Here is a 12124-nt window from a genome sequence, read left to right on the forward strand (position 1 = left end):
GCACCGATATGCGGCAAAAAGTCGGCGAATTCACTGGCACTGTTATTGCGATGCGTTGTCGGTAAGTAATTGATTAGTTACTTAACCCTCCAACTAGCGAAAGGCATGCCATGCAGATTCCGTCTCCCTCCCGCCGCGCCGCCGTCCTCGCAGGCGTCAGCGCCTTCACCGCCCTCGTGCTGAGCCTGCCGGCCTCGGCCGCGGATCCGCTCGCGGTCGGCATCCTCATTCCCGGGTCCAAGTCGGACAAGGGATGGATGGAGTCCGGCTACGACGGACTCGTGGCCGCACAGAAGGAGTACGGCGCCAGGATCAAGGTGCAGATGATCGAGAACATCAACTACGCCGACATGGAGCAGGCGCTGACCAACCTGGCCAGCAAGAACGCGCTCGTGATCGGCGTCGGCGGCCAGACCCAGGCCGCCGTGCTCAAGGTGGCCAAGCGCTTCCCCAAGACGCACTTCTCGATCGTCGGCGGCAACAAGGCCGAGGAGACGGCCAACGTGGCCGGCTACGACGTGAAGCAGGCCGAGATCGCCTTCGTCGCGGGCGCCGCCGCCGCGATGCTCTCGAAGAACGGGGCCGTGAGCTACGTGGGCGGCATGGAGATCCCTTCCATCGTCAACGCCGGCAAGGAGTTCGGCAACGGCGCCAAGTACATCAAGCCCGGCATCAAGTACTTCGAGAACTACACCGGCGACTTCGACAACGTGGCCAAGGCCAAGGAAGCCACGCTGGCGGCCATCGCGCAGGGCGCCGACGTGCACTATCACATCCTGAACCTCGGCCTGCGCGGCATGGAGCAGGCGGCCAAGGAGAAGGGCACGAAGATCATCGGCAGCTACACCAACCGCTGCGGCACCGATCCGCTCTATCCCGCCTACAGCATCACCGGCGTCGGCTATCAGGTGCAGTACGCCATCAAGGAGGCCGTCGGCGGTACCTGGAAGGCCGGCTACAAGCCCTTCGGACTGGCCATGGGGCCGAACGCATCGGACATGGTCATCTGCGGGGCGACCGACGAACAGAAGGCCAAGCTCGAGCAGATCAAGAAGGACATCCTGTCCGGCAAGATCAAGGTGCTGGAGGGCTGATGCGCGAGCGCCACGCCATCGGCCTCGGTGAGGGCATCGGCGACGGCGGCCCGGGGTTCGCCGCAACGCCGGCCGCCGCGCCGCTGCTGAAGCTGGAGGGGCTGTCCAAGCGCTTCGGCGCGCTGCAGGCGCTGCAGGACGTCTCGCTGGCGCTCCATCCCGGCGAGGTCCACTGCCTGCTGGGCGAGAACGGCGCCGGCAAGTCCACGCTGTGCAATCTCGTCTTCGGCGTGCACGTCGCGGACGCGGGCCAGATGACGCTGGCCGGCGAGGCGTTTCGCCCGCGCTCGCCGGCGGATGCCCTTTCTCACGGCATCGCGATGGTCCACCAGCATTTCAGCCTCGTGCCCGACATGACGGTGCTCGACAACCTGCTGCTCGGCCAGATGCGCGGCGTGCTAGACCGCAAGGCCGGCGCGGCGCGTATCGCCGCGATGCGGGAGCGCTACGGGCTCGCGCTCGATCCGCATGCGAAGGTGCAGGACCTGTCGGTGGGCGAGCGCCAGCGCGTGGAAATCGTGAAGTGCCTGGTGCGCGAGCCGCGCCTGCTGGTGCTCGACGAACCCACCGCCGTGTTGCTGCCGCAGGAGATCGAGGCATTGCTCTCGGTGTGTACGCGCGTGGCGCAGCAGGGCTGCGGCGTGGTGCTGGTCACCCACAAGCTGGCCGAGATCCAGCGCGTTGCGCGGCGTGCGACCGTCCTGCGCGGCGGCCGAGTGGTGGCGCGCTCGGACGCGCCCGCACAGGATATCGACGCGCTGGTGCGCGCGATGATCCAGCGCGACCTGCAGGCGCCTGCCGCTGCGCCGGTACGGGCGTCTCGTGCGTCCCGGCCGGCACCGGGCAGCCCGACGCGCGAGGCAGCGCTGCTGGCCGACGGCCTCACCGTGCGCGACGTCGATGGCGTGGTGCGCCTGGACAACTTCACCCTGGTGGTGGAGCCGGGCGAGATCGTGGCCATCGCCGGCGTCGAGGGCAATGGCCAGAGCGAGCTGGGCGCGGTGCTTTCGGGAATGCTGCGTCCCACCGAGGGGCGCTATTTCGTCTGCGGCGAGGACATGACGCGCGCCACGCCGCGCCAGCTCAGCGCCGCGGGCTGCGGCGTGGTGCCCGAAGACCGGCATGCGCTGGCCTGCGTGACAGGCATGAACGTCGCAGAGAACATCATGCTCGACCGCCTGGACCGGTTCCGGCGCTTCGGCCTCCTCGACCGCGCGGCCATGCGCCGCGAGGCACTCGACCTCATGCAGCGCTATGACGTGCGCGCCGCCAGCCCCGACGTGCCGTTCGGAGGCCTTTCGGGCGGCAACCAGCAGAAGGCGGTGCTCGCGCGCGAGCTCACGCTCGAGGGTCTGCGCTTCCTGCTGGCGGCGCAGCCCACGCGCGGCCTGGATGTCGGCGCGGTCGAGGCCGTCTACGGCCACATCCGGGCCGCCGCGGACCGCGGGGTCGGCGTGCTGCTCATCTCGTCGGAGCTCGACGAACTGCTGAGCGTCGCCGACCGCGTGCTGGTGCTCTACCGGGGCCGGGTGATGGGCACATGCCCCACGGCGGGCGCGGACCGCGCGCGCATCGGTGCCTGGATGGCCGGGCACCGTGACAAGGAAGATGTTGCAAAGGAGGTCGCCCCATGAGCGGTCCTGTACTTGCCTGGTCGCGGCTTAGGCCGACCCCTGCGCTGCAGGTCTCGGCAGCCGCGGTGCTGCTGGCCTTTGGCGTCGGTGCCTTGCTGATCGCCGCGCTCGGCGTGCCCGTGGGCGATGCGGTCGCCGCGTTCGCGGACGGCGCCTGGGGCTCGTCCTATGCGCTGGCTGCCTCGATCAACCGTGCGCTGGTGCTCATGCTGGTCGGCCTGGGTTTCATCCTGGCCGAGCGCGCGAACCTCACGAACGTGGGCGGAGAAGGGCAGATTGCCGTCGGCGGCATCACGGCTACGGCGCTCGCGCTGTGGCCACCAGTGGCGCAACTGCCTTGGGGGCTGGCCTTCATCGTTCCGATGCTGGGCGCCTGCGCGGCGGGCGCTTTCTGGGGCGGCATCGCCGGCGTCCTTCGCGTCAAAATGGGCACCAACGAGGTCATCGCGACATTGCTGCTTTCCTTCATCGCCATTTGGATGGTGTATGGCAGCGTGCAGTCCGAGCACCTGCTGCGCCGGCCGATGACGAGCAGCGCGACGCTGCCCGAGTCGCTGGAGATTCCGGTGGCGACCCAGCTGCCGCTACTCACCGGCGATGCGGGTACGCCGCTGCACGTCGGTCTCCTGATCGGGGTGGTGCTGGCCGTGGCGGTGGCGCTGCTGCTCAACCGCACGGTGACGGGACTGCAGCTGCGCGCAACCGGCCTGAACCCGCGCGCGGCTCGCCGCGCCGGCATGCCCATCGACCGCCTCGCCATCGGCGCGCTCTGCGCAGCCGGCGCCTTCGGCGGACTTGCAGGCGCCTTCATGCTGCAGGGCGAGCAGTACACGCTCAAGGCCGGTTTCTCGTCGGGCTACGGCTTCGACGGCCTGGTGGTGGGCCTGCTCGCACGCGGCAGCGCGACCGGCGTGGTTGCGGGCTCGCTGCTCTTCGGCTTCCTGCGTTCGGGCGGGATCAACATGGAAATGGTGGCGCAAGTGCCTACCGCCCTGGTCGTGGTGATCCAGGGGCTCATCATCGTGACGCTCGCCGGGGCAGCCATCGGCATCCAGCGCATGGAGGCGCGACGCAAATGATCGATCCCGAACTGGCCGCCGTCTTCGTCGGCTCGAGCATCCGGCTCGCTGCACCGTTGCTGCTCGCCGCCACCGGCGAGCTCGTGAGCGAACGGGCCGGCGTGCTCAACATGAGCGTGGAGGGCCTCATGCTGGCCGGCGCCTTTGCAGGCGCCACCGCATCATGGGCCACCGGCTCGCCGTTGCTCGGCCTGCTCTGCGGCGTGCTGTGCGTGCTGCCCATCGCGTGGCTGCAAGCCTTTCTAAGCATCACGCTGCGCGCCAACCAGATCGTCACCGGCATCGGCATCAACATCCTGGTGCTCGGCGCGACCACCCTGGGTTACCGGGCGATCTTCGGCAGCCGCTCGCGCGCCGAGATCCCGGGCCTGGACAAGTGGGCGCCACCCGGCCTGTCGGAGATTCCGCACCTGGGCGAGCAGGTCTTCCGGCAGGCATGGCTGCTCTATGCCGCCATCGTGCTGATCGTGTTGGTGGGCTGGGTGATGCGCGCCACTGCGCTCGGCCTGGCGATCCATGCCGCGGGCACGTCGCCGCAGGCGGCGAGCCATTCGGGGTTGAAGGTGAGCCGCATCCGGTACGGCGCTGTGCTGTTCACCGGCTTCATGTCCGCGCTGGCGGGCTGCTTCCTGTCGATCGGTGACATCCACACCTTCACGGAAGGCATGACCGGCGGCGCCGGCTACCTGGCGATCGCGGCGGTGATCTTCGGCAACTGGCGCCTCGGCCGGACCGTGATGGCCTGCTGTCTCTTCGGAGCCGCCACTGCGCTGCAGTTCCAGCTTCCTGCGATGGGCATCGAGGTGCCCAGCGCCCTGCTGATCGCCTTGCCCTACGTGCTCGCGCTGCTGGCGGTGGGCGGGCTGGTCGGTCGACAGGTCGCGCCCGCAGCGCTCACGAAGCCATTGCCCGCGCAGGGCTGAAGCGCAGGTGCGGAGGAGGCGGCCCTGCACGCGAGGCCGCCGACCTCAGTCGCGATTCTCGTAGTAGCGGTGGTACTGCTCGCGCTCCCACTGGCGGCGGCGCCATTCGCGACGCTCGGCACGGCGCTCTTCCCAGCGTTCGGCGCGACGTTCCTCCCAGCGCGCGGCCGGCTCGTAGTAGACGGGCGGCGGAACGGAGTAGACCGGGCGCGGAGCCTGGTAGTAGGTCGGCGCCGGATAGGTGTAGACGGGGGCCGGCTCGTTCACGACCACGCCGGGGACGTTGATGCCGACGGACCAGCTGGTGTCGGCGTTGGCCGTTGCGGCGACGGTCAGGGCGCCAGCGGCAACGAGGCCTGCGGCGGCAAGCTTGAAGACGGTTCGCGAGAGAATCATTTGTTTCAACTCCAGAGGGCGGGAATCGCCGTGATGCGCTTCCAACGGACGGCGATCCGATACTGCGCACATCGCGACGGTGAAGAACGTTCCCAAATGTCACTGCGCCGCGAGGCCCTGCTGCGGTGTTTGCGATCCTTCGCGCATTTCTGGGCAACCATTGCCGTTCACCTCCCACTCACTTGTGAGCAAACGAAAAGGACTTACGGATGAAAGAACATGCAGTTCAAAGGTGCTGTAGGGCAGCGCGCAGCCCTGCACCTCGCCGGCCTTCAGCGCGGTGAGGGCTTGTGCCGCGCCGTTGGTAGGGAAAGTGAATCACGTTGAGCGCGGTCCCGGTCTTCATCTTGACCACCAGGCTCTTGAACATCTCGAGCTGGAGGTGGTTCAGCCCGCTGACGCCCGTCGTGCAGAAGCTCAGGCTGTAGGGCCTTTCGTGCGACAGCTTCGCCAGTTCGGGCAGGTCTTGGCCTGAGCGACGTAGCGCGCTCCCACGGCGCTGCTGGCGCCGGGGCGGTTCACCACGACCGCTTTTGGCGTATGCGCGAGTCCTGAGGGAATCTAAGGCTCGCGCTTCGGTTTACGTGTGCCTCCGAGTACAGCACAAGGGGTCTCCTGTTCAAGATCCGGGCTGCGCCTGTCGGCATCCTTTCCGACATCCGTGGCGAAGGCCGCCGACTAAGCTTGTCCATCGGGTTGGAAAGCTTGACTTGGAATTTTGATCCTGTGAAGTATCAAGAGGTTCTTTCAAGACATCGAGAGACGTGAGACGGGCACGGCGAGGTTGATGCCGTGGTGCGGCCGGTGCCAGTTATAGAAGTGGTTCCACACAGGCAGAGCCTCACAGCGCTGGTCTGAGTTCGCGTAGGCGTGCCCGTAGGCCCACTCGCGCAGGGCCGACTGGATGAAGCGCTCGGCCTTGCCGTTGGTCTGCGGGCGATACGCCCCGGTGAACTTCTGCCCGATGCCCAACTCGAGGCACGCTTCGGCGAACAGCCCAGAGCGAAACGACATGCCGTTGTCGTCAACACCCGCTGGATCTGCACACCCATGCTTGCGAAGTAGCCTACCGCGGCCCGCAGGAACGCTTCGGCGCTGAACTTGGTCTCGTCGGGATGCACCTGCGTAAAGGCCAAGCGGCTGTGGTCGTCCACGGCAACGAAGACGAAGTCCCAGCCAACGCTGCGCGCACGCTGAGTGCGGTTACCGGTGATGCGGTGGCCGACCTTGTCGAAGCGCCCCAGCTTCTTGATGTCGATGTGCAGCAGCTCACAAGGGTTGTCTCGCTCGTAGCGTTGCACAGGCTCGTCCGGGCGCAGGTCACTCAATCTCGACAGTCCGGCACGACGCAGCACGCGACTGACGGTGGCTCGGGATACGCCCATTTAGGAAGCGATGCGTGCCTGCAAGAAGAACTTGCGCCGCAACTCGACAATGGCCAGAGCGACATGAGGTTCGATGGAGCGGGGCGAATTCTCGGGGCGCGAAGACTTGTCCAGCAGGCCTGCCGCACCATCGACCAGGTAGCGCGCCAGCCATTTACGGGCCGTGACGGCGCTGACGCCGTGCGAGGCGGCAGCATCTGATGCGCTGACGCCACGTTCAGTGATGTCTTGAACCATCTCCAGGCGCCGCAGGTACGTCAATCGGGCATTCTTATGGGTGTTCATCCGGGTCGGGGTCTTGAGTGGATTGGGGGTTTGGCGATTTCCAGTCTCTCAAAACTTCTCCGGGTGAACACCCGAAACACCTATGGGGCCTTCGCAACTAGAGCACGAGAGATCTCTTCTCGCTCCGCCAGGGTCAGCGCCTTCGCGCTGCGCCGCCGGTCCAGTGGTCGAATGCCACCGGTCTTCGACAGGATGGTGTGGATCGAGGTGTGAGGTCGGTCGAACAGATGGCCGATCTGATGCAGAGTCCAGCCTTCCTTCCAGCGCTCCCACATCAATGCCTTCTGGGCGTCCGTGTAGTGGGTTCGCGTCCAATACTTCATCTGCAACACTCCTTCTGCCTCAGCCGTGGTTATTGTGTTGCGTTGACCGGTTGAATCCGCCGCCGCCTGCAGACGGTCAAGGCGTCTTGGGCAAGTTTCCCCGCATGGTCGCGTTGAAGACGGCGCTTGCTGCTTGTCGGTCGGGTTTGGTCACCATCAAGGCGCTCTGAATCTTTCGCGGCGTGACGTGGCCGACGTACAGGAACATGGCTCACCTTGGACCTCGACGAAGTAAGAAGTCACCAGTGAGTTACCTGCCGAGTGTATTTTGGACCGTCCAACGCAGCGTCTCGACGCGACTAAGGTGGTCGTTAGTGCATGCGCAGGGTGTCAGGACGGTCATGCTGTGTGGCTCGGAAGCTAGTGGTTAACCCCACTGATGCTGGTGGGTTTTTGACTTTCGTCTCCACACTGTTAAATCCTGGTCGTACAGTCTGTTTCGAAACTTTGAAGTCACATTCTGGACTTCGAGACTTCGCGCTGTGCAACTCGGGAGTAACAAAGAATGCCGATAGATTTGCTTCGTCGTATCGAGCGTGCCTCCCTCCCGCTTGTCATCCAAGACGAGAAAGACGTTCGGAATGCGATCGTGTTGGAGGCAGCAGCCATGATCAAGGCGCACCTGCCGACGGTAGATGCTATGGGTACGCGACCCGTAGTGATCTTCCGAATCACCGACGCAGGAAGACGAGCGTTAAGTGAATCTGGCTCGTCGGAGAACCAACGAGAGACGGTGTGAAAAATCTTTCGTCGCCCTTCGGGCGGCCGCAGCTCTTGGGGAACATATCCCGTCAGTTCGACCTGGCGGTTCAAACCGGAGATACCGGCCGCGTGAAGCGCCCCGTCCAAGCGGCATTTCGCCCAGCGTATCGCCGCGAGGTGGAGAACTGGCTGCTTGCCCCAGGTGAGAGCGTCAAGACAGACAAAGAATTGGTCCTGCACTACTTGGTCGAACTCCGCGACCTCTCATATGACGACCAGCCGCAAATGTGCGTCGCCGATGTGCTGAAAGACAGGCGAGCGGCCGCGATGATCGCCGCAGTTTTTTTGCAAAATTTGGTGGAATAGTTCTCAGTCACCTCCCGTCGGCGTTGCGGAAGGTTCAGCCTAAATGCTTGCGTGTCGGCCAAGGTGTCGAGGTGGCTGCGTAGATAATGGTTCCAGCCACAACGTGTTTGCTATGGCTGGCACATGTTGAGGTTTGGCCGATGCGCGTGCCACCACACCGCCGGCCGCCTAGATTTCTGGGGCCTGCCATGCGGTCCCAGCGCTCCCCGGGCCACGGCCGCGAGAGGGGCTTCCTCGTGCCAGCGCCGGGATTCTGTTAGTCGTCCTCCGCGTTTCTCTTCGTTATGTTTCCAGGGGCTCCCCCAAAAGGGCGGGAGGGTATGCCCGCTCGCACAAGTCTTTCGCTCCATGCAGGATATGTCGGCGCATTCCAGCGCGGAGGGCATCACGTGGACGCAGAAGAATTTGAGCGACGCTACGAAGCGTGGGCAGTTGCAGAAGCCGCCGTTCACGCCGCGATGACGCGCACTGGACTCCCTCAAGTCCGAGACATCGAGGCACTGCGCAAACGAGCGGACGGACTGCTGTTCGAATTGTGGGGCGACGGCGACCCAGTGCGAGGGTTTATCAAGCTCGACCAGCCGCCCGCACGTTAGTCGAGCGGTGACTTCATCGCTACGTCGGGGGGAAGCGCTAACTCGGCAACGGCGTGATGCGAAGGACATTACCGGGCCGTTCCACACCTCCATCCTCTGGCGGCGTCAGGTCGGCCCCAATCAACTCTGCCGCTACCGGCACTGCAGCACTCCGAAGATCAGCAGGTCGCGAACCTCCATCGGGAATGGACTGCTTCGATGCGCCTGAGGGAATCCACCGGCTTACAGGAGCCCATTGAGGACGTCGGCGCTGAGCCATGCGCAGAGCCAACATCGCGCTTTGTCAAATTTTGACTACAAAAGCTGTCGTCTCAGGGCGGTAAAACAATGTGCATGCCCACCCCGCAAGCGAAGATCGCAAGGGTCCAGCGTTTATCCGCTGAGGAGCGGTTGCGTCAGCCAACGCCCGAGGAGTGGCTCAGGCGTGTCGATGAGACACAGATGGGACAGATCGAGATGGTTCGGCCGAGTGATTTCGACCTTCCGTCAGGAGGAGGGGATTGCCGAACCGGGTTGGGCGATGTCGAGCTCTGTCCTGCAGGGCCCCCTCCCGCTCAGGATCCGCGCGCGAGTTCGGCGGGGTTGCTCTACCGTGAAGGTCTATCCCGGCGGTTGGGGCACGGCGGCGAGCCTCCATCAAGCGCCGGCGTCTGACGGACCCAGCCACAGCCGCCTTCGATTTGCTCGTCGACCTGTTCAGTGGGAGTGAAGCGGCTCTTGTCGAGTTGGGCGCTTCGCTGACGCCGCATACACGGCGGGCATCGCCGCGAGCGAGCCGGCTGCGCCGTAGACAGGGATTAGGTGGGCCGTGGGCGCGCGCGTCGGCACAGCACGGATCTGCGTGCGGCATATTCTGCCTTCGCCTTGTTGACTGCCTCCTCAGGCAGAAGTTGGAGCTTCTGGCAGTTCACGCATTGGTACAGCCGACGATCAGGAAACAAGCGCATCCACCCACGCCCCTCGACACGACCGAGATAGTCTATGGTGTAATTTAAGTCTGAAGAATGGTCATTTCCGCGGCAGTAGCGCGAACGTTACATCAATTGTTTCGCGACAAACATGACGAAGATCAATTTTATCAAGTTGTGACCTATCTGCCATAACAGGCCTCGTCCGTCCGCGAGGCCCCTCTACGTCTAGCCCCGGCTGCGCGTAGAAGCTCTATCGCCTGTTCTCACGGTTCAGGGCGTTCAAGCGCGCTAGGGCCGCATGCGCTTCGTCAAGGTCGCGTCTCAGCGTCTGCACTTCGGACCAACCGTTTAGGCTGTCTAACAGGCGAACGTAGCCCTCGTCTTCAAGGGAGCGGCCGGTCTCCCGGGCTGCGGCTTTAAGCATCTCGAGGATCTCGGGGGGGAGGGGAAGACCGTAAGTGCCGTCAAGCGTAGCCTGAAGGCGATGTATCAGTTCGGCGTTGAGGGTTCGCCCAGACAGGGTCGCGGAACGCTTGAACCGCTCACGCATGCCGTCCGGCAACTTGAGGTCATGCCTGTCGCCCGTCCGGACGGGGCGTCTTTCGCTCATTGGCCGAAATCTTCTGTGAGCGCGCCGCGCGGGCTACTTGTCGGCCGGCTTCGGTCGCACCCAGGCCGGGATCTCGAACAAGTCCAGCCCGCTCCCTGGGTCGTTAGCAACCCTCTCGATGAAGGCCTTGCGGAGGGCGGTGTTCGCGAGCGCCTGCCAGCCCGGACCGGTGGCCTCCAGCGCGGCCAGCACGTCGGGATCGAGGCGCAGGGTAGGGCTCTGATCGTCTTCCGTCATATCGTCTTTCTGTTGCGTGTCAGTCTTTAAGGTCGTACTGCCCCTGCAGCCTGCGGATGATTTGCGCGATATCGCCGCGATGGTTGCCGCGGTCGGTGATAACTCGAACCGTCCAGTTTGGGCCGCCATCCTCCGACGGGACGCTGATCACTCCGTCGCGGTAGACGTCGGTTTGCCGGCCGCGAAGGCCAGGCTGAGCCTCGATTCGTTGAATCAGCATCTGTTGCAGTTGCTTGGCGGTGCGCGTGGCCTTGGGCATGTACAAGGCATGTTACTGCCGCCGCGGCTGACAACAGTAAAGGAGGCCAAGGGCGAGATCGCCAGGCGCTCAAGTCCGCGGGCGGTATCCGGGACGCGCGCGACGAGCGCTGATGTTCGGCAGTTGACCCACTCTCGAGGCGGGGCTGCCCCCGATCGTAGAGCGCCAGGAGCAGGCGGCTCGTTCTAGGGTTGGCGCGGACGAAGCGCGGCGCGCACGTCAATCGGGCACTTCCGCTCCGTAGCGAGCGGCCACGACGGCGCGGCCAACGGCAGCCCGCGGCGTCACGCCCTCAAGCCAGGGGCCTCGGCCCTCGGGCAGCCGCCCACCAGGCTTTCCGACCACGATCGCGCACCACTGCCAGTTCCTTCCAGGCATGGGTGCGACGTGGATGGCCTCGCGTTCGAGCAAGCGCTCGAAGGCCGGCCACTCGTTGACGTAGTCGGTGCCGGCTATCTCGCCCAGGGCTTCGGCGATCCAAGCATTGAGGGCTACGCCGGCGAGCTCATCAGTCTTCATGTGTCGGAGGTGCCGAGTAGCGAAACCTCGTCGCCGTCGGCTGCCACCATTACGCCGGGCGTGCCCTCGGCAAGCTCGATTGGCACACCCATGTGCACCATGCTGTCGGTCGGCGGAAAGCTGCCGATGACGCGCAGCCGCTCGTACTCCTTGTGCTGTGCCGGCGTGAGGATGAATTTCTTCGGGTAGGTGTTGCTCTTAGCCCTCCAGTGCGCCACGAGTTTCTCGGTCATCGAGAGGTACAGGGACGCCATGCCGCTCACCTCGCGCTGCGGCGGATCTCCACCGGGCCGATGCCTTCGTAGACGATGGCGGCGTCCTTGAGCGAAGTCACAGTCCAGCGCGGGCCGGGCGTCACCTTGTAGTCGCCGGGCGCCAGCGGCAGCTCGGTTTCGTCGTGGGCTTCGGTGCTGTACCAGATCGGCGTGCGGAGGATGGTGGTCTCGGAGGAAAAGAATTCAGCTTGCATGGTTCGATTCTCGAGGGTCGCACTATCCGAGCTTTTCGCTCTTCATGCCGATGCGGGAGACGAGCCATGCTTGCAACTTCCCTTCTTCAGGTGTCTTTGTCCTGCCCTTGTGCCTTAGCTGGTTGCGCTCCATCTCTTCCGCAGTCTCGGGTAGGCGGCGCACCTCGCGGGTTTCGAGCATGGGCGTAGCGCCAGGGTAGTACCGCGGGCCTTCTTCCAAGGTCATCTTTCGATCCGACGGCCGCGACTTTCTCCGCCAGATGTCCGGCGGCAGCATGAAGGTGAAGTATTCGACGTCTTTCATGGTTAGAACGGCACATCTTCTTCGAAGGCTAG

General features: G+C 64.7%; 14 protein-coding genes and 2 pseudogenes. 5 read left to right on the forward strand and 11 right to left on the reverse strand.

The window, feature by feature from the left end; all coding sequences use genetic code 11:
• Positions 1 to 110: 110 nt before the first annotated feature.
• Genes R0232_RS42700 through R0232_RS42715 form a run of 4 tightly spaced genes read left to right on the forward strand, consistent with a single transcriptional unit; the run spans position 111 to position 4730 of the window.
• Positions 111 to 1094, forward strand: a complete 984-nt coding sequence (locus R0232_RS42700; RefSeq protein WP_431513405.1) for a BMP family protein — start codon at positions 111 to 113, stop codon at positions 1092 to 1094.
• Positions 1094 to 2728 carry an ABC transporter ATP-binding protein gene (locus tag R0232_RS42705; protein WP_431513406.1) on the forward strand — a complete coding sequence of 545 codons (1635 nt, stop codon included), beginning with the start codon at positions 1094 to 1096 and terminating at the stop codon, positions 2726 to 2728. The genes R0232_RS42700 and R0232_RS42705 overlap by 1 nt, the downstream gene beginning before the upstream one ends.
• Positions 2725 to 3807, forward strand: coding sequence for an ABC transporter permease (locus R0232_RS42710; RefSeq protein WP_203208104.1), 1083 nt, complete (start codon positions 2725 to 2727; stop codon positions 3805 to 3807). Before R0232_RS42705 ends, R0232_RS42710 begins: the two co-directional genes overlap by 4 nt.
• Positions 3804 to 4730, forward strand: a complete 927-nt coding sequence (locus R0232_RS42715) for an ABC transporter permease (RefSeq protein WP_186475809.1) — start codon at positions 3804 to 3806, stop codon at positions 4728 to 4730. The genes R0232_RS42710 and R0232_RS42715 overlap by 4 nt, the downstream gene beginning before the upstream one ends.
• Positions 4731 to 4775: 45 nt before the next feature.
• On the opposite strand, the gene R0232_RS42720 is transcribed toward R0232_RS42715, so the two are convergent.
• From R0232_RS42720 to R0232_RS42735, 4 genes and pseudogenes are all read right to left on the reverse strand, one after another.
• The gene (locus tag R0232_RS42720) at positions 4776 to 5126 is read right to left on the reverse strand and encodes a hypothetical protein (RefSeq protein ID WP_203208102.1); all 351 of its coding nucleotides are present in this window, start codon (positions 5124 to 5126) and stop codon (positions 4776 to 4778) included.
• 747 nt (positions 5127 to 5873) lie between these two features.
• A pseudogene (locus R0232_RS42725) lies at positions 5874 to 6796 on the reverse strand (IS481 family transposase).
• 92 nt (positions 6797 to 6888) lie between these two features.
• Positions 6889 to 7119, reverse strand: a pseudogene (locus tag R0232_RS42730) (IS30 family transposase); the annotation flags it as partial.
• 76 nt (positions 7120 to 7195) lie between these two features.
• Entirely contained in the window at positions 7196 to 7327 is a 132-nt protein-coding gene (locus R0232_RS42735; RefSeq protein WP_431513407.1) for a hypothetical protein, read from the reverse strand.
• 527 nt (positions 7328 to 7854) lie between these two features.
• On the opposite strand from R0232_RS42735, the gene R0232_RS42740 reads away from it, so the two are divergent.
• Entirely contained in the window at positions 7855 to 8187 is a 333-nt protein-coding gene (locus tag R0232_RS42740) for a hypothetical protein (protein ID WP_395345049.1), read from the forward strand.
• Positions 8188 to 9944: 1757 nt separating this feature from the next.
• On the opposite strand, the gene R0232_RS42745 is transcribed toward R0232_RS42740, so the two are convergent.
• The 7 genes from R0232_RS42745 to R0232_RS42775 form a co-directional block, all read right to left on the reverse strand.
• Complete coding sequence (locus R0232_RS42745; protein WP_395345053.1) at positions 9945 to 10304, reverse strand: Arc family DNA-binding protein; 360 nt, start codon at positions 10302 to 10304, stop codon at positions 9945 to 9947.
• A gap of 33 nt (positions 10305 to 10337) precedes the next feature.
• The gene (locus R0232_RS42750) at positions 10338 to 10541 is read right to left on the reverse strand and encodes a BrnA antitoxin family protein (RefSeq protein WP_395345055.1); all 204 of its coding nucleotides are present in this window, start codon (positions 10539 to 10541) and stop codon (positions 10338 to 10340) included.
• Positions 10542 to 10560: 19 nt separating this feature from the next.
• Complete coding sequence (locus tag R0232_RS42755) at positions 10561 to 10800, reverse strand: hypothetical protein (protein ID WP_431513408.1); 240 nt, start codon at positions 10798 to 10800, stop codon at positions 10561 to 10563.
• Positions 10801 to 11019: 219 nt separating this feature from the next.
• Positions 11020 to 11319: a hypothetical protein gene (locus tag R0232_RS42760; RefSeq protein WP_395345059.1), complete on the reverse strand. Its 300-nt coding sequence runs from the start codon at positions 11317 to 11319 to the stop codon at positions 11020 to 11022.
• Entirely contained in the window at positions 11316 to 11552 is a 237-nt protein-coding gene (locus R0232_RS42765) for a hypothetical protein (protein ID WP_395345061.1), read from the reverse strand. Before R0232_RS42765 ends, R0232_RS42760 begins: the two co-directional genes overlap by 4 nt.
• Positions 11553 to 11578: 26 nt before the next feature.
• Positions 11579 to 11788 carry a hypothetical protein gene (locus R0232_RS42770; RefSeq protein WP_395345063.1) on the reverse strand — a complete coding sequence of 70 codons (210 nt, stop codon included), beginning with the start codon at positions 11786 to 11788 and terminating at the stop codon, positions 11579 to 11581.
• 22 nt (positions 11789 to 11810) lie between these two features.
• Positions 11811 to 12092: a hypothetical protein gene (locus R0232_RS42775; protein WP_395345065.1), complete on the reverse strand. Its 282-nt coding sequence runs from the start codon at positions 12090 to 12092 to the stop codon at positions 11811 to 11813.
• Positions 12093 to 12124 lie beyond the last annotated feature (32 nt).

It is taken from the genome of Variovorax sp. DAIF25 (genome assembly GCF_050711835.1).
Classification (GTDB): domain Bacteria; phylum Pseudomonadota; class Gammaproteobacteria; order Burkholderiales; family Burkholderiaceae_C; genus Variovorax.